Origin of the sequence: Pseudomonas sp. B21128, from assembly GCF_044218865.1 — a bacterium.
Lineage (GTDB): Bacteria > Pseudomonadota > Gammaproteobacteria > Pseudomonadales > Pseudomonadaceae > Aquipseudomonas > Aquipseudomonas iridis.
In genome coordinates this window covers 1,251,849-1,268,631 of sequence record NZ_CP162590.1, presented here as the reverse complement: position 1 = coordinate 1,268,631, position 16,783 = coordinate 1,251,849, and the positions used below count along the sequence as shown (strand labels likewise).

Below are 16,783 nucleotides of genomic sequence, written 5' to 3'. Positions count from 1 at the left end.
CTGTGAGCACATACCTAAATCGTAATTCCCTCGTGGATTGCCTCTTTGCCGCTGTCCTGCTGAGTGGACTCTCGTCCACGGTGCTGGCAGAGGAAAATGGCAGCGATCATTCAACCACTGTTCCTGCTACAGCAACGGACAAGCCAGCAGCGGCAAACGATTCGAAGCTAGATCACGGGTCAATGGACCATAGCAAGATGAGCCATGAGTCGATGGATCATGACCAAAAAACCAAAAAGGCAGATTGAGATCATGACCAGTAAGTTTTTACGCCCAACGCTGATGGCACTTGCAGTCTCCACCGGTCCAGCATTCTTTTTTATGGCTCAAGCCGCTGAAGAGATGGATCCGTCGATGGCGATGCCATCAAGTGCGGACGCAAAGCCATCAATTGCACAAAAATCCAAACCAGCCAAAGCGAAAGATGCCGCGATGGATCACTCCAAGATGGACCACGGCTCAATGGGAGCCATGGACCATAGCAAGATGGGGGCGATGGATCACAGCAAGATGAGCATGGATAACGGGCAAATGGACGGTATGGAAAGCATGGATGGAGGGGCGACTACCACAAGCCGAACCCCGATCCCCGTACTTACCGACGCTGACCGGGCCGCCGCTTTTCCAGACGTACCAGGCCATGGTGTGCACGATAAAAAAATTAACTCGTTCATCCTCCTGGATAAATTTGAGTACCAAGACGCTGACAACGGCAGTGCGCTGGCTTGGGATGCAAAAGGGTGGATCGGCGGTGACGTCGACCGCCTCTGGTTGCGTTCGGAAGGCGAACGTACAAATGGCGTAACCGAAAACGCTGAACTTCAGGCTCTGTGGGGACACGCCATCGGTCCATGGTGGGATGTCGTCACCGGTATTCGACAAGATTTCAAACCCGGGTCACCTCAAACCTGGGGAGCGCTCGGTATTCAGGGCATGGCCCTCTATAACTTTGAAGCTGAAGCGACTGCTTATATTGGTGAGAACGGTCAAACCGCTGCTCGATTTGAAGGCGATTACGACATCCTGTTGACCAATCGCCTGATCTTGCAGCCGACCGCCGAAGTAAACTTGTACGGAAAAAATGATCCTCAGCGCGGCATAGGATCTGGATTGGCCAACACCGAACTAGGCCTGCGGTTGCGCTACGAAATTACTCGTCAATTCGCCCCCTACATTGGTGTTAGCTGGAATCGCTCATACGGTAAGACGGCTGACCTGGCCAGCGATGATGGGGAAAAAACAAACGAGGCCCGATTTGTAGCTGGTATTCGGATGTGGTTCTAAGCGATTTGATCACTAGCCCTACGAATTCTAATGATCGGGGAGTTAGCTCCCCGACTCTAGAGTAGATCCTTCAATGTAACCTTTGCAGCGGCATGAACGCTTGAGTGGGGTTCTATTGCTTCGTAGAACATCTCGCCGTCTCCAAGGGAAAAGGAAATATTCATGACAGGTAGCTTCCGACTTTCAAGTCGATCTCTGCGTATCGCAACATTCGCCGCGCTGTTCATTGGCTCAACGGCTCAAGCGGCGCAGGCCCTCACCATCGATGTGCATCGTGATGCAAACTGCGGATGTTGCAAAAAATGGATTCAGCATCTTGAGGCCAATGGCTTCACCGTCATCGATCATGAAGAAACCAACATGAGTGCTCTCAAACAAGATCTGGGTGTCGCTCCACGACTCTCGTCTTGTCACACCGCGATGATCAACGGGAAGTTTGTTGAAGGCCACGTGCCAGCTGAGCAAATAATTGCGATGAGTAAACGCGACGACCTTCTCGGGATCGCTGCTCCCGGCATGCCACCTGGTTCTCCAGGAATGGAAGTCGACGGAGTGCATGAGGCCTACCAGATAATCGGCCTGACCAAAGCTGGCACAGATCAGGTCATTGCTGAGTACCCTCAAAACTAATCCCACCCCATCCCTCCCGTCACAGCATGGTCAGCGTTCATGACCATGCAGCGGGACATGCTCCTTCGATTTCATTCTCAAGCCATGGCTAAAGACGATCAACAGCCGTCGTAAAGGCATGCTTGTGCCTAATCAGACAACCCCGAACCGCAGTCCTCAATAACAATTTGAGATGACCCTATCCTCAGCATGCTGACAAGCACTGCGCAGCTGATCGCGATAGTGTTAAGTTCGGAGATGGCGTTGCCCCCCTCAGCTTGCCTTCCTGAATCAGGACATCTGTCTCGGCTGAAACAGTAGAAAACGTAAATGACGGTGGCTTAAGAGTTCTTTTTTTGAAGGCTCTTCAGACGCAGGGTCGCGCGTTGTACAGCGGCCATTTTTTCTGGACGCTTCATTCGTTTCCATTTTCTGATGTCTTCCTTGGTGCGACCGCAGCTAACGCACAGTTCGCTGTTCAGCTGGCAAACAGAAATACAGGGATTTTCGATGTCCTTGGCCATTGTTCAATTCCTCGTCGAACTTATGCGTGCTGCGGGTTCATTGCTAAGCCAGAACAGCGATCTGATCAGGTGAGTCAGCACCCAACTTCGTGCGGAACTCAACTGTCAGATGAGTGATCTCATGAACCGTCGCAAGCCGCTCTCGTATGTTTTCTGCATTGACTGCTGGGCTGCCCAGAACACTCACAATCGCGGCGCGGGCTTGCGGCCCCACCTGCCAGACATGAAGATCAATGATCGAAGCATCTCCCGGTCGCTCAACCAGTTCACGAATCTCTTCAGCGACATGATCATCTGTCTGGTCGAGCAATACACCCGAAGTCACCCTCATCAACGACCAAGCCCAGCGTGCAATCACAACGGCACCCACAATCCCCATTGCAGGGTCGAGCCATACCCAACCAAGGTATCGACCAGCAAGAAGGGCTGCGATGGCCAGAACCGAAGTCAGTGCATCTGCAATGACGTGAACGTATGCAGAGCGCAAATTATTGTCGTGACCATGCGCATGGTGAGACTCATCGTGGCCGTGGTCATGCCCATGGTGATGATCATGACCGCCAGACAGCAAAAGCGCGCTCACCACATTCACTGCTAGTCCGACAATTGCGATTAGAGTCGCTGTCCCGAATTGCACTTGAGTCGGTTGAAAGAGACGAAACAGCGACTCTCCAGCAATTCCCAAGGAAACCAGTCCCAAAATCAGAGCAGAAGCGAAGCCACCCAAGTCTCCCACCTTGCCAGTTCCAAAACTGTAGCGAGCACTTGAGGCATGTCTTTTCGCGTAAGCGTAAGCAGCTGCGGCTATGCCCAGTGCTCCTGCATGCGTTGCCATGTGAAAACCATCAGCAAGCAACGCCATTGAGCCAGTGAGATAACCTGCGGTGATTTCAGCAACCATCATTACGACGGTCAGGGCCACCACCCACAAGGTTCGCTTGGCGTTTTCTTCATGTGATTTCCCAAGGAACATATGGTCGTGGGAATACTCGGCGTACGAATTACTCATCTGGGCAAATCCTATTTGGAATAGCGGCGAATGGCTTCGAGCAGCTCGTCGACACCTTTCGCTCTTTCGTCGTTGCTGAGTGTCGGATTCGCGACGTGTTCACGAGCGTGGTCTTCGATAATTTCATCCATCAGCCCATTGATAGCGCCACGGGTAGAAGCGACCAAAAGCAGAGTTTTCGAGCAGTCATCATCAGAGTCGAGTGCTCGCTCAATCGCCTGGACTTGCCCAGCGATTCGCTTTACGCGCTTAAGAAGATTGTCTTTGCTTGATCTCATGTGACTCATACCATACCCCCCCTACCTATTAGAACAATATAATCACACGTTCCAATTGGCCATACAACCCAGGGAGGGAATCCATCCGACCAGCAGCGTTGCAGCATTTGAATGCTGCATTCGAAACATTCAGCACGTCGCCTCGCCGCGCAGTACCAATACAAGCCGTATGGGCGGCCCGGCACTTCAATAATTCGATAGATGGCGTAGCGCCTATCTCTTGAGCTGCCTAGGTCAATGGTTTAGGATCGAACCACATCCCCCCTGGGAGGATGCAGCAATCAACAGAGACGAAACCAGCTGATTGCGTCTCTTCGTGGAAAGTTCGGTAACCACATGGTTACGCACTTCGCTATTTGAGATATTTCATGCTGAAAATCCTAGCCAACCGTACCTACCGTCACCTCTTCTTGGCTCAAGTGATTGCGCTCATTGGGACGGGTCTTGCCACTGTTGCATTAGGCCTATTAGCGTTCGACCTTGCAGGTGCCAATGCGGGCGCTGTGCTCGGTACGGCGTTGGCGATCAAAATGACGGCCTACATTGGCGTTGCGCCAATCGCAGCCGCTTTTGCAGAGCGTTTACCCCGTCGGGCAATGCTGGTCTCTCTGGATCTGGTGCGAGCACTGGTCGCACTGGCTCTTCCGTTTGTGACGGAAGTCTGGCAAATCTACGTGCTGATTTTCGTCCTTCAGTCCGCTTCGGCAGCGTTCACTCCGACGTTCCAGGCGACCATTCCAGACATACTGGTGGATGAAGACGACTACACCCGTGCCTTGTCGCTATCACGTCTGGCCTATGATCTTGAAAGTGTCGCGAGCCCGATGCTTGCCGCTGCACTGTTGACGGTGATCAGCTTCCATAGCCTGTTCGCCGGCACGGTCATTGGGTTCCTTGCCTCAGCGGCCCTAGTCGCCACAGTGCTGCTGCCTAAGGCGAAGCAGATACCACGACGCAGCATCTACGAACGAACCACCCGTGGCATGCGCATATTTCTGGCCACACCTCGCTTGCGAGGGCTGTTGGCTCTCAATCTTACGGTTGCGGCCGCCAGTGCTATGGTCATCGTCAATACGGTGGTGCTGGTGCAGTCGCGCTTCGCTCTGCCGCAGAGTTCTACGGCATTGGCGCTGGCCGCGTTTGGTGGCGGTTCCATGGTGGCGGCCCTGGTCTTGCCTCGACTGTTGAAAAATATCAAAGACCGAACGGCCATGTTGTTTGGTGGAGGAGTATTGCTCGCAGGCTTAGCAGTTGGCATCAACCTAACCACCTATAACTTCCTGCTACCGCTGTGGGTGGTGCTTGGGGTGGGCTACTCCTTGGCTCAAACCCCGAGCGGTCGACTGTTGCGTCGCTCGGCACATGCCGAAGATCGCCCAGCGTTGTTTGCCGCCCAATTTGCGCTATCCCATGCTTGCTGGTTGATTACCTACCCATTGGCGGGATGGTTGGGTGCGAACATCAGCCTCACTGCGTCGTTTGTTGGGCTCGCTGTCGTGGCAGGTAGTGCGCTGGTGGTCAGCATCGTGATCTGGCGTCCAGCTCATGACCAAGACTCTATCAAGCACACCCATGAGAATCTGCCGGGCGATCACACGCACGTCGACGGCCAGGAAGGTGCGGATCACGAACATCCATACGTGATCGATGATCAACATCGCCGATGGCCCAACAAATGATTGTAAGTTCCTAAGATTTGCTAAGGCTAGTTGTCGGACATTCAGACTAGGAGCCGTAGGGCTTGCAGAGCGGCAAGGTGCCCCGGATAGAACCAGTAGCCCCATTGCCCAACCGGCCAGATCTTGAAGGAGAAGGTCTGACGCAGAAGCCAAAGTCCGATCAACGGGGCCGCGAATGCGGTGCTCAAAGCCAGCATTGAATAGATTTCCAAGTCCAACGCCCTGGTTACGATGCTACTGCGGGTATTGCTCAACAGGCATAGAGCCGCTGGCAGCAACCAAAGAACGCCGGGGTTCTTTATTGCTACTAAGCCAGCCGCTGGAACAAGTGCACCGTAGAAGCCGTACATCAGAGGATCATCCAGCCCGTAGGCAACTGCGGCGGCCATCAACGCCATAGCGCTGCTTAACAGAGTGCGATGTTGCCACCCCCAGGCAATCACCAGCCCCAATGCCAGGGTAACCAACACATTGAATGATCCCGAGGTGCTGATGTAGCGATAAGGCACTTCTGAAATGGCGGCAAACAACAGCATCAGCGCAAGGTATCGACCATTCGCCACCGTCAGCAATTCGCCCGGTTTGGAGCGCGCTACGTTGGCCGCAATGGCGACACAGAACAGCGGAAAGGAAAGTCTCCCCGGAATGAACAGGTTGCTCATTTCCGGCCACACCAATCGTAAGTGGTCGATGACCATTGTGAGCATCGCCAGCCACTTGATCAGATCCAGGCTACTGCTTCGGCTCTTGAGTGGGGGGAGCGGGGTAGTATGAGCCGTCGTCATGCCCACCCCAGTGTGACGGCGGTCAGCACGAGATAACGCACGCCCTTGGCCAGGGTGACGATCAGAAGGATACTCCAGAGTGGTTCGCGCAGGACTCCGGCGACTACCGTCAGCGGATCGCCAATGATGGGCACCCAGCTCAGCAACAGTGAACAGCGCCCGTAGCGCAGATAGGACTGCTGGGCTTTTTTTAACTTGCTCTCGCTCACTGGGAACCAGCCCTTATGACGGAATCGTTCAACAGAACGGCCCAGTACCCAGTTAAGTACAGAGCCAAGAACGTTGCCGAAAGTTGCGACCGCCAAAAGCGTTGAAGCAACGTATTGGTCGGAAAGCAACATCCCGACCAACACGGCTTCAGACTGCATGGGCAGTAACGTTGCGGCACCGAATGCCGCCAGGAACAGACCAACGTAGCTGGTGAGTTCAAACACTCGGACATCGCCTCATGCGTTCAGGCCGATCCAGCCATGAAAGCCGACGTACAGACCAACACCGATGATCAACACGCTGGACAGGTACGGTGCACGACGCGCAACGGTGCCCATCCAAGGCCAGCGATTGGAGGCCTGCTTGGCGCCAATAGCGGCGGCTGCACCGACGGTTACCAATGTGAGCGCCAGACCAATGCTGAAGCACAGGACGAGCACGCCACCCAAGGCGACTTCTTTGACCTGAAGGCAGAGCAGCAAAACGGTGATGGCCGCAGGGCAAGGAATGAGCCCCCCCGTCAACCCGAACATGATGATCTGTCCCGTGGTGACCTCACGGTTGGTAAAGCGCTTGCGGATATCGTTGGCATGGGCGCGCTCATGCGCATCCTGATAGCCATCAATCGACAACTCCAGGCCTTCCAGTTCGGAATGCGCGTGCCCGTGATCATGCTCTAGGTATTCCAGGTCATAATCATGGGAATGACCGGCATGGCCCAAGCTCAAGCGGGCACTGAATTCATGCGGTTCAGGGATATCGAGTGCCGACTCCAGGAAGTCTTCGCGCTCGACGAAAGAGAACGATTGAGTGCTGCCGTCCAGACGAGTAGTCATCAGGCGAACATCTGAGGCTGCCCAGGCGTGTCCGGTCAATGTCTTCAGGCGCCAGTGCGGTGGCACGCCTTCTTCGAAGATCGACAGCTCAACACGGCCATGGCCAGTATCAATTCGGTGGGTCTCATCATGATGACCATGGTCATGCTCGTCGTGGTGGTGATCATCACCTTGCTCGAACTTGAACATCTGCTCGCCACGCCAGGTACGCCACAGCATCCACAGCGCAATCACAATGATCAGGGCAGCAGACGCGAGTTGGAAATACGGCTCCGTGGTTTGAGCGTCCAAGCCTTTGCCCAGATACATGCCGCCAATGGCGACCAACCACACTACAGCGGTATGCGACAGCGTCGCGGCCAGGCCCAACAATACAGCCTGTTTTACCGAGCCACGAATGGCCACGATAAAGGCCGCCATCATGGTTTTTGAGTGGCCAGGTTCCAGGCCGTGCAAGGCTCCGAGCAGAATGGCACTCGGAAAGTATAGCCAGGCGTGAGAGCCACCCTGTTGCAAGAGTTCAGCGAAGTTGGGCATGTCAGACCTAGAGGTACTTGGTGATTTGTTTGAAAGCTTCTAGCGGTGCACGCTCGCCATTGCCCAACGCCGAAACAGTGTCTTCCAGGCAGTGATCGATGTGATCCTGAATGAGCGTGCGCTTGGCTTGGCACACCGCTTTTTCAACAGCATGTAACTGCTGAGCAATGTCCACGCACTCACGACCCTCTTCGATCATCGTGATGATGCCGCGTAAATGGCCGTCCGCCCGCTTGAGCCGCTTGATGATTGCTTCATGACTTTGGTGGGTATGCGCATGGCTGTGTTCGTGTTCTTGCTCACTCATGACTTGAGCCTCAGGCCTCAATGAATTACGCTGGCATCCTATCCCCCCTAGGGGGATGCGGTCAAACGCATCAAAGCCCCACAAAACGAGTTGAAACCCGAACACTATGTTCAGCAGAACACTGACAATGACGGTGGTAATCGCACTTGCTCTCGCCATGTTTGTGGCTTGGGCAGGGCATACCTATACGTTGTCGGTGACATCGAAACAGCCAGCCTGGGAGATTGCACAAGACGCCCATCACTCCCATGAGCAGCAGGCAGAGATGTCGCGTGCGAGCTACTCGGATCACTACCACTCACCGTTGACCCCTGACCATCAGCACGAAACACCTCAGCTCACGTCCGCGTTAAGTTTGGCTGCACAGCCGAAGCTGTCTATACGAGTTGATGCGCGCCGATATTCCGTTCCTCGTCCGCCGATTTTCTTGATCGAGCGTCCACCCCGTCCCCCGTTCGCATCCTGACCATGGCCGCTCTGCGGCCTTTGATCCCTGCAACGTAGGATTGATCTATGCATTCGCACTCGATGAGCGGCGTTGTCGCATTCACTGCGCCATCGCACCGCCCGCTACTGCTGTTGTTTTTACTTGTCGCTACACTTTTCGTCGGGATGCCCGAGGCGATGGCTCACGCCGTCGCGGAAGGTGACAAGGGCTTCATCCAAGAAAGTTCCGGCGTCATGTTGCTGCCCTTCATCTACATGGGCGCCAAGCACATGATGACGGGCTACGACCACCTGCTGTTTCTGTTCGGGGTGATCTTCTTCCTCTATCGCCTGAAAGACGTGGGGCTCTACGTCACGCTGTTCGCTGTAGGGCACTCGGTCACGCTGCTGCTTGGCGTACTTACAGAGGTCAGCATCAGCTCGTACATCATCGACGCCATCATCGGCTTCTCGGTGGTGTACAAGGCGCTTGATAACCTGGATGCATTCCAGCGCTGGTTCGGTTTCCAACCCAACACCAAGGTGGCCACGCTGATCTTCGGCCTGCTCCATGGATTCGGGCTGGCCACTAAGATCCAGGAGTACGAAATCTCGCCTGATGGCCTGATTCCGAACTTGATCGCCTTCAACGTCGGCGTCGAGATCGGCCAATTGCTGGCCCTTAGCGCGATTCTCATTTTGATGGGGTATTGGCGGCGCACCGGCAGTTTCTGGCGTCACGCCTATACCGCCAACGTTGCCATGATGAGTGCCGGTTTCCTGCTGATGGGTTACCAGATCACCGGCCTGTTTGTCTCCGCGTAAGGAATTCTGACCATGTTCAATACTCCGCTTCCCACTGTTAATGAATTGCCCAGCACTCGCAAACTGCTACGTTCGACTGTTCTTGCAATATTGGTTGCTGCGGGACTTCTGGTAACAGTCGTAATGCCCTCGGAATACGCCATTGATCCGACAGGTGTAGGCCGAACACTGGGCCTTACCCAGATGGGCGAATTGAAGATCATCCTTGCCCAAGAGGCTTTAGCGGACGCAGATCCGCCGCAAGCATCGGCTCCGGAGCCGGCTCCGCAAATTGCAGCAGTTAAACCCGAAGTGCAATCTGCGGTTCAACCTGTGGCGAAGTCCAATCTAGCCCTGAAAAAAGATCAACTAACCATCACGCTGAAGCCTGGTGAAGGGAAAGAAATCAAGCTGGAAGTGCTGAAAAACAGAACCGTCAACTATGAATGGACAACGGTTGGTGGGCCTGTGAACTACGACACCCATGGCGAGCCCTACAACGGTGAAAAGGGTTACTTCCACAGCTACAACAAGGGCAAGCAGGTCAAAAGTGATAAAGGTGAATTCATCGCTATTTTTGACGGCACCCATGGTTGGTTTTGGCGTAATCGCAGCAACAGCGACGTGACCATCTCACTGAGAACGGCCGGCGATTACTTGAGCATCAAACAGTAATCCGAAGCCGCGATGGCTGTTCTATTGCCGAAAATGCAGCGCTCAGCCTAGATAAAGACCATTTATCTCATCCATTTTTTGAAAAGTCATTCCATGAAAACCCCAGCAACGCTGATTCGTTCGATGCTCCTGATCTGCTTTCTTGGCCTGATGACCGCATGCGGTGGCGGTGAGAAAGGAACAACATCCGAGAGCGCTGAGCACGGACACTCACACGAGTAACACCCTGAATAAAACAAGGCCGCATTTGCGGCCTTGTTTGTTTCTATATCGCAACCTGCGTACCCAGTTCGATCAGTCGGTTCAGCGGCAAATTAAAGTATTTGAGGTTGCTGTTGACGTTCTTCAGTAAAAAAGTGAACAAGCTTTCTCGCCAACGAGCCATCCCCATACGCTTGATCGGGATAACCGTCACGCGGCTAAAGAAGTAGGTGGAATGCATCGTGCAGAAATCCAGCTCTTTCATGTGTCAGAGACTCAAGGCTGCGGCTACGTCACGCTCCTCGATAAAGCCAAAGTGCAGGCTAACCCGGCAAATCCTTTACCTTAAGCCTAGACCTCAAACCGCCGATCATCTGGCACGCGCGGCCGTCCTCAGACGCCACAGTTAGCAACACCACCTGCTCGTGCAGAACCTGTTTCTGCAATTGATTGTGCGAGAGCCCATGAGGGGCAGCATCAGATCTGGAATAATGGCCGGAACATACCAACAGTTATATCAATACACAAAAAAAGGCGCCACTCGGGCGCCTAAGCCGTCTCCAAAACCAAAGGAGAAACAAAGAGACGGGGGTGTATCTGGTAATGGGGCCTAATGCCGATGGCTAGCGCCCGTTAAAGGAGTTGCAGCGGGTATTCGACAATCAGTCGGACCTCGTCCAAATCAGATTCGAAATCCGTGGCTCGTGTCGTTGCCTGGCGAACACGTAGAGACATGTCCTTCAGAGAACCTGACTGGATGACGTACTTAGCCTCGATGTCTCGTTCCCAACGCTTTTGATCCTGCAGTGGGGCGCCATCCGCTCCACGACGCATGTACACGCTGTTCGCGTTGGAATAGTCCGCATCCCAACCCTTAGCGTAGCGGGTCATGAAGCTGAGACCGGGGATGCCGAAAGCCTGCATATCTAGATCGTAGCGCAGCTGCAAGGATTCCTCTTTCGGTGAGTTGAAATCGCTGTACTGAATAGAGTTATCCAAGAAAATTGAGTCGGATTGGCGAAGGTAGTCAAAGTCGTCGTTACCATTATTGCGCTGGTACCCAACGGTCACGGTGTGCGCTCCGAATTTGACCCCGGTCTTGCCGCTCCAGATGTTGTTATCGAAGCTTCCCAGAAGTTTTTTACCCTCATCAACCGCTCGGTAGTAATTAAAGCCACCGATTAGCGATACGCTGTCTGAGAGCGGATAGCTCAATGTGGTGCCTGCGTAATACTGGTTCCACACATCCTTGAATTGGCTGGTGTAAAGACTCACACCTACGTGCTCATTGACTGTGTAATCGCCCCCTAGATAAGCGATCCACGGAGCATCTACCGCACCAGCGTAGAAAGTCGAAAAGCCGTCACGCATGCCACTGGAATTGGGTTGGCTCATCGCATGCAGTCGACCACCCTGAAGGGTCAGGTCTTTGATGCTGGTATTGGTAAACGTTGCACCACGAAAACTCTCAGGGAGGAGTCGAGAATCGCCATAGGCCACGACAGGCGTCGATGGAAATACGTCCCCTACCTTGACGACTGTATCCAGGAAACGCACTTTTGCGGCCCCGCCTACTTTTGAGTAGGAGTCTTCAGGTTGGCCTTTGCTATTGTGCGGCAAGACATCGACTGAGCTACGAGCTCCCGAGCGACCATCACCTGAATCGAGCTTGAGGCCTTCCATTGCAAACGCGTCAATGCCGAAGCCTACGGTACCTTGAGTAAAGCCTGATTCGAACCGGCCAATGATGCCATGAGCCCATTCGGCTGAGTACCCATTTCCCGTGGGGCTTGACTGGCCCTTTCGATAATCACGATTGAGATAGAGATTCCGATTGAGAATACTAAAGGTGCTCCCCTCAATGAATCCTTCAGGTCTTTGCTCAACAGCCACTGCAACTTGCGCCATGCTCATGCTAAGGGCAATGAGAGAAAGACCATAAATGCTTTTATTGTTCATTTAACACTCCAGGCTTTAGCTTGGCAGAGTTTCTTTATGAAATTTTTTATAGTTATAAAAAGCCACCAGCACGTGAGGATTTCTCCTACGTGCCGGCAGACATAATTTCATACAATAGATAACTCCAGCGTGACCTGAAAATTACTTCTATGTCAGCGAACAGTAAGCAGGCTCAAAACATACCGAACAACTTGGCGCAGTTATGGCCAACGCTAACTAGCTTCCGTGAGGGCAGTTAGTACCCATAACCTTGTATTCCAGGGTGTTAAGCTTGCCCGCCGAATCTTCATAGGTCATGCGCGAAGGGGCTACGCCACAGCTTTTATTGGCTTGAGTGGTACTGATTACCTTCTGGACATCGAGGTTCATTCCATATTCATAATGGACGACTTCAGGTGTCGTCTTTCCGTTTTCTAAGGCGTACTGCTCCATCGCCTTCTGGTTCTCTTGCATCATTCGACCATAAACACGGTCACCACCTCCTTCAGCCATGGCCAAAGAAGACATCGTCAAGATGGAAACGGCAAAAAAAACTTTTAGTGATTTCATGATTTTCTCCTAGTGTTCACTTACTTCTGACTAGAGGATAACCAGTGATGCCTTTCAGAAAGCTGCCGCGAATATTACATATGCGTAAGGTGTTCCACAGTACACGTGAGCTCGACTATTAGAAATTTAACTTATTGGCGGAGTAGGCTGAATACGTCAGATAAGGCATTAGGGACCAACTCGAGCTCCTCATGAAGCACCCAAGATTTTTATTAAAGATACATCTCCTCTATATCATTGACAGCTGCTTGGACTGCTCCAGATGGATGAGTCGTTTGAGCGCAGTAAGATGAGACGAAGAACGTGTTAAAAAAGCCTCATGGGCTGAGAATATTAGGGGCTACGTTGAGTACCGAAAACACCATCGCTAGGATAGCCTTTAACAGCCATAAGAAATCGTCCCAGTATTTTATCGCGGCTAGCAGCAAAGCACCGACGATTGGAAGCAGGGACAACCCCTTCAGCAACCGAAAGGTCCTGGTGAGGGTTCGGCCTTGCTTGTCGACTTGATCGATGGTGATCCTGAGCAGCCCCTGAAGTTTAGGGGGATATGTTTTTATCTTGTCCTTGAAATCATCGAAAATGACATTGAAGCTGTGTAGGAGGCGCTCCGTTTGCAGCATTTGGTTGTGAAGGATTGCAAGCAGAACCACAGAAACCACTGCCAACCCAAGGACAAGGATAAAACCTTCGAATCTTGAGGTTGTTTTCTCCAGCACGACCAAACCCGCTAGCGATATCGGCAGGGCGAGCATCTTGCCGGCGATGTCGCCCAGCACCCCGCTAAGCTTGGTGCCATAGTCGATTTCAGCTTGGGCCACCTCGCGCCGGGCCCGCTCAAACGAGAAGCTATAGACGTAGGTTTGCAGATTCGCGCGGTATGTGGCGAGGACCTCCCGCCACTCCCGCACGATCACCAAGAACAGATTGGGCTCGCTCTCAAACTTCTCTATGACGCTAGCCACCGCCATCCGAATCATTAATTTTCGTTCGGAGAGGTGTGCCTTATTTTCGTTTTTTCGATTGAGTATTTCTTCCAACAAGCTCAGGTGATTGAGCTCATAGTCAAGTACCTTGGCGTCAACCTGAGTAGGCAACAGAAATGTTCTCGGCGGCTTAGCCCCATCAGGAGGCAAGGCAAAGAAAAGATTAAAACCATCTTGGCTGCTGTCTTTGTCGACACCGATCGCTAGCAGTGCAAGCAGCTCGATCAACCGACATACGCGCCTGAGCGCCTTAATCGTCGGAGGTTCGGTGTCATCACTATCTGCCCAACAGAGCTCAACAATGTACACGTTGCTCGGAAATTGGCCCTTGCCCAATGAGCCATTGCGAGCGACAAACTCGCCTAGGTTCGCGTAGAAACGGCCAGACTCGTTCGATGGCAAGCGAAACTCAATATCGAGAGAGTCTGCTTCTTCAGAGCAATGCTCGAACTTGCCATAGGCTGCGGGCAGGCCATCGCACATTCGCAACGTACCGATAATGTCGGGCGTTGGCATCCCCTCATAGCGGATGACTCCGTCCTCAATGGGGGGCGCTCCAATGGCGCGGTAGAGAGCTACCACATTAGAAAACATTCTTAGCCGACCCTGGCCAGCAGTTCTTTCTCGATCACACCAACCAGTTCGGCAGTCAGATTGGACAGTGTCAAATTTTTCCGTCCCTCATCATAATAAACGTCTGCGGCCGGATCCTTACCTAACGCTCCACGCTCGAATTGCAACGACCAGTTAGCCGCGTCCCCCTTGATACGGGTCTTTGTTGCCGCTCTTTCCATTCTTAGCGCTGGCTTGCCTACCCTAAAAAAGGGTTGGATTGCGATTAAGAACTTTACTCTGAACATTTATTTTCTGATGTCGCTGGCTGTCGTTGGTGCTCTCGTCATTGGTAAGTGGCCTGAAGCTGCGATGGTGGTTTTCCTCTTCGCTATTGCTGAAGCTATCGAAGCACTTTCTTTGGAGCGAGCGCGTAACGCGATCAAGTCGCTAACTGCGTTGGCGCCGGAAACCGCCGAAGTAATGATTGACGGTGCCTGGAAAGATCAGCCCGTGGCGAGTGTGTTACTCGGTAGTCGTATTCGGGTTCGTACAGGTTCGCGAGTACCGTTGGATGCCAGCGTCGAGTCTGGTCGCGCTGCGCTTGATCAGGCCCCAATTACTGGCGAAAGCCTTCCAGTTGATAAGCAGGTCGGTGACCCGCTTTACGCAGGCAGTATCGTTACCGACGGAGTGGTTGAAGCGACTGTGACGGCCGTAGCAGGAGAAAGCACTCTTGCTCGTATCGCTGCGGCCATACAAGACGCGCAAGCTCAACGAGCCCCTACTCAACGGTTTGTAGATCAGTTTGCACGTTATTACACCCCGGCTGTAGTGGTTCTTGCCCTGTTGGTTGCTGCGTTAGGCCCCGTTCTGTTCGCTGGTACCTGGGGCGATTGGCTCTATCAGGCGCTGGTCCTCCTAGTCATCGCCTGCCCGTGTGCTTTGGTAGTTTCAACGCCAATTACCGTTGTCAGTGGACTTGCCGCGGCTGCCAAACATGGCATTTTGATTAAGGGCGGTGCATACCTCGAAAGCGGGCGACTTCTTAAAGTTGTGGCACTCGACAAAACCGGAACTTTGACCCAAGGCAAGCCGGTACTGACTGATACCGAGCCGTTTGGTGATCTACCCATCGAAATGGCTTTGAAGATCGCTGCGAGTCTCGACGACCACAGCACGCACCCAGTGGCAAAGGCGTTGGTCAACGGCTGGAAATTACAGCAACCAGACGTCGCTCCCTTTTCGGTTGAGGACTTCGGTGTACTCAACGGTCGTGGTGTCAAAGGCGTTATTGATGGTCAATTATGGCACTTGGGCAACCACCGCTTGGTTGAGGAGTTAGGTCTGTGTTCGCCTGCGCTTGAAGCCCGATTGTCGTTGCTCGAAAACGCAGGAAAAACAGTAATCGTGCTTTGCGCCGCCAGAGGTCCGGTGGCGATTTTTGCTGTGGCGGACACAGTAAGACCTGAAAGCATTGCAGCCGTAACTGCTCTGAAAGCATTGAATGTCGTACCGGTGATGCTCACGGGCGACAATCCTGCAACGGCCAAGTCCATCGCCGCGCAGCTCGGTATACAGGATGCACGCGGAAACTTGATGCCGGAGGATAAACAAGTCGCCGTCGCGGAACTCAAACGCCGCTTTGGTACTGTTGGCATGGTGGGCGATGGTGTGAACGATGCTCCAGCATTGGCGCAAGCCGACATTGGTTTTGCGATGGGGGCCGCAGGGACTGCCACAGCCCTTGAAACGGCTGATGTCGCCATCATGGATGACGACCCACGCAAGATTGCTGATTTTATTAGCCTGAGTCGTCGATGTGCCTCTGTTTTGAAGCAAAACATCGGACTGGCCTTGGGTATCAAAGTTGTATTTTTGGCGCTTGCATTGTCCGGCCACGCTACGTTGTGGATGGCTGTTTTCGCCGATATGGGAGCGAGCCTGCTGGTCGTATTCAACGGACTGCGGCTACTGCGTCGGTGATACGAAAGCTGCGACTTCGTCTTCAATTACATGCCCACACAAGGAAATCAAATCATGCAATGTCCGATCTGCAAAGATACTGCCCTCGTAATGACTGAGCGCCAAAGCATCGAAATTGATTATTGCCCTCAATGCCGTGGCGTTTGGCTCGACCGAGGTGAACTCGACAAGATCATCGAGCGCAGCCAACAACAGGAGGCCGTTAGGTTTCTTCCACAGAACCCAATTCCACCCGTACAGAATGCTCCTCCAGCAGTACAACCCGGTTACAGCCAGCATGGAGATAGCCAAGCTCATGGAGATCAGCGAGGAAGTCACGGTGGCGGTTGGAGAGAAGGTGGCCATCAGAGCAGTCATCAGAGCGGCCATCAAAGTCATGGTGGACATCAAAACCAGAGTGGGCATCAAAACCAGAGTGGGCATCAGGGGCAACAGTCGTACCGCAAAAAATCATTTTTGCAGGAGATGTTCGATTAAGGCTGCGATTTCGCGCTTTGATCGGGATATACCTCGAACCAGCACCAATTCTGAAATAGGGTGTTTCATGAGATGGAACCGTTTTGGGTATTAGCTGGTCTTTATATCCT

At 53.1% G+C, this 16,783-nt stretch carries 19 protein-coding genes and 1 pseudogene; 8 read left to right on the top strand and 12 right to left on the bottom strand.

Annotation, left to right across the window (positions count from 1 at the left end):
• Window positions 1-2: 2 nt before the first annotated feature.
• From AB4P91_RS05530 to AB4P91_RS05520, 3 genes are all read left to right on the top strand, one after another.
• Complete coding sequence (locus tag AB4P91_RS05530; protein WP_130205476.1) at window positions 3-248, top strand: hypothetical protein; 246 nt, start codon at window positions 3-5, stop codon at window positions 246-248.
• A complete protein-coding gene (locus tag AB4P91_RS05525) occupies window positions 220-1,284 on the top strand; it encodes a copper resistance protein B (protein ID WP_017341648.1) in 1,065 nt (354 codons plus the stop codon). The genes AB4P91_RS05530 and AB4P91_RS05525 overlap by 29 nt, the downstream gene beginning before the upstream one ends.
• 162 nt (window positions 1,285-1,446) lie before the next feature.
• Window positions 1,447-1,914, top strand: a complete 468-nt coding sequence (locus AB4P91_RS05520; RefSeq protein ID WP_017341649.1) for a DUF411 domain-containing protein — start codon at window positions 1,447-1,449, stop codon at window positions 1,912-1,914.
• A gap of 320 nt (window positions 1,915-2,234) precedes the next feature.
• Here AB4P91_RS05520 and AB4P91_RS05515 read toward each other — a convergent pair whose 3' ends face one another.
• The 3 genes from AB4P91_RS05515 to AB4P91_RS05505 are packed head-to-tail and all read right to left on the bottom strand — an operon-like array spanning window position 2,235 to window position 3,713.
• On the bottom strand, window positions 2,235-2,417 hold the full coding sequence (locus tag AB4P91_RS05515) for a DUF1289 domain-containing protein (protein WP_017341650.1): 183 nt from the start codon (window positions 2,415-2,417) through the stop codon (window positions 2,235-2,237).
• A gap of 43 nt (window positions 2,418-2,460) precedes the next feature.
• Window positions 2,461-3,426 carry a CDF family Co(II)/Ni(II) efflux transporter DmeF gene (gene dmeF, locus AB4P91_RS05510; RefSeq protein ID WP_017341651.1) on the bottom strand — a complete coding sequence of 322 codons (966 nt, stop codon included), beginning with the start codon at window positions 3,424-3,426 and terminating at the stop codon, window positions 2,461-2,463.
• Between the two features lie 11 nt (window positions 3,427-3,437).
• Window positions 3,438-3,713 (bottom strand): metal/formaldehyde-sensitive transcriptional repressor, encoded by a 276-nt coding sequence (locus AB4P91_RS05505; protein WP_017341652.1) that lies wholly within the window; start codon window positions 3,711-3,713, stop codon window positions 3,438-3,440.
• A gap of 359 nt (window positions 3,714-4,072) precedes the next feature.
• Between AB4P91_RS05505 and AB4P91_RS05500 the strand changes: the two genes are divergently transcribed.
• A complete protein-coding gene (locus tag AB4P91_RS05500) occupies window positions 4,073-5,383 on the top strand; it encodes an MFS transporter (protein WP_017341653.1) in 1,311 nt (436 codons plus the stop codon).
• Between the two features lie 41 nt (window positions 5,384-5,424).
• On the opposite strand, the gene AB4P91_RS05495 is transcribed toward AB4P91_RS05500, so the two are convergent.
• Genes AB4P91_RS05495 through AB4P91_RS05480 form a run of 4 tightly spaced genes read right to left on the bottom strand, consistent with a single transcriptional unit; the run spans window position 5,425 to window position 8,058 of the window.
• Window positions 5,425-6,168: a TraX family protein gene (locus AB4P91_RS05495; RefSeq protein ID WP_017341654.1), complete on the bottom strand. Its 744-nt coding sequence runs from the start codon at window positions 6,166-6,168 to the stop codon at window positions 5,425-5,427.
• Window positions 6,165-6,602, bottom strand: coding sequence for a YqaA family protein (locus AB4P91_RS05490; protein WP_395604452.1), 438 nt, complete (start codon window positions 6,600-6,602; stop codon window positions 6,165-6,167). Before AB4P91_RS05490 ends, AB4P91_RS05495 begins: the two co-directional genes overlap by 4 nt.
• Window positions 6,603-6,614: 12 nt before the next feature.
• Window positions 6,615-7,751 (bottom strand): nickel/cobalt efflux protein RcnA, encoded by a 1,137-nt coding sequence (locus tag AB4P91_RS05485; protein WP_052909678.1) that lies wholly within the window; start codon window positions 7,749-7,751, stop codon window positions 6,615-6,617.
• Window positions 7,752-7,758: 7 nt separating this feature from the next.
• Entirely contained in the window at window positions 7,759-8,058 is a 300-nt protein-coding gene (locus AB4P91_RS05480) for a metal-sensing transcriptional repressor (protein WP_017341657.1), read from the bottom strand.
• A 513-nt stretch (window positions 8,059-8,571) separates the two neighbouring features.
• On the opposite strand from AB4P91_RS05480, the gene AB4P91_RS05475 reads away from it, so the two are divergent.
• Both AB4P91_RS05475 and AB4P91_RS05470 read left to right on the top strand, forming a co-directional pair.
• Window positions 8,572-9,309 (top strand): HupE/UreJ family protein, encoded by a 738-nt coding sequence (locus AB4P91_RS05475; RefSeq protein ID WP_052909679.1) that lies wholly within the window; start codon window positions 8,572-8,574, stop codon window positions 9,307-9,309.
• A 12-nt stretch (window positions 9,310-9,321) separates the two neighbouring features.
• On the top strand, window positions 9,322-9,963 hold the full coding sequence (locus AB4P91_RS05470; protein ID WP_031319193.1) for a hypothetical protein: 642 nt from the start codon (window positions 9,322-9,324) through the stop codon (window positions 9,961-9,963).
• A gap of 265 nt (window positions 9,964-10,228) precedes the next feature.
• On the opposite strand, the pseudogene AB4P91_RS05465 reads toward AB4P91_RS05470, so the two are convergent.
• The 5 genes and pseudogenes from AB4P91_RS05465 to AB4P91_RS05445 all read right to left on the bottom strand — a co-directional run.
• Window positions 10,229-10,652 (bottom strand): annotated as a pseudogene (locus tag AB4P91_RS05465) (potassium transporter Kup); the annotation flags it as partial.
• 145 nt (window positions 10,653-10,797) lie between these two features.
• Window positions 10,798-12,123: an OprD family porin gene (locus AB4P91_RS05460; protein ID WP_017341661.1), complete on the bottom strand. Its 1,326-nt coding sequence runs from the start codon at window positions 12,121-12,123 to the stop codon at window positions 10,798-10,800.
• A 216-nt stretch (window positions 12,124-12,339) separates the two neighbouring features.
• Entirely contained in the window at window positions 12,340-12,672 is a 333-nt protein-coding gene (locus AB4P91_RS05455; RefSeq protein WP_017341662.1) for a DUF2790 domain-containing protein, read from the bottom strand.
• Window positions 12,673-12,989: 317 nt separating this feature from the next.
• The gene (locus tag AB4P91_RS05450; RefSeq protein ID WP_017341663.1) at window positions 12,990-14,252 is read right to left on the bottom strand and encodes a hypothetical protein; all 1,263 of its coding nucleotides are present in this window, start codon (window positions 14,250-14,252) and stop codon (window positions 12,990-12,992) included.
• Window positions 14,253-14,254: 2 nt separating this feature from the next.
• On the bottom strand, window positions 14,255-14,452 hold the full coding sequence (locus tag AB4P91_RS05445) for a hypothetical protein (protein WP_223272654.1): 198 nt from the start codon (window positions 14,450-14,452) through the stop codon (window positions 14,255-14,257).
• On the opposite strand from AB4P91_RS05445, the gene AB4P91_RS05440 reads away from it, so the two are divergent.
• Window positions 14,421-16,196: a heavy metal translocating P-type ATPase gene (locus AB4P91_RS05440; protein ID WP_017341664.1), complete on the top strand. Its 1,776-nt coding sequence runs from the start codon at window positions 14,421-14,423 to the stop codon at window positions 16,194-16,196. The genes AB4P91_RS05445 and AB4P91_RS05440 overlap by 32 nt on opposite strands.
• Before the next feature lie 30 nt (window positions 16,197-16,226).
• Window positions 16,227-16,673, top strand: a complete 447-nt coding sequence (locus AB4P91_RS05435) for a zf-TFIIB domain-containing protein (protein WP_321197510.1) — start codon at window positions 16,227-16,229, stop codon at window positions 16,671-16,673.
• Window positions 16,674-16,783: the final 110 nt, after the last annotated feature.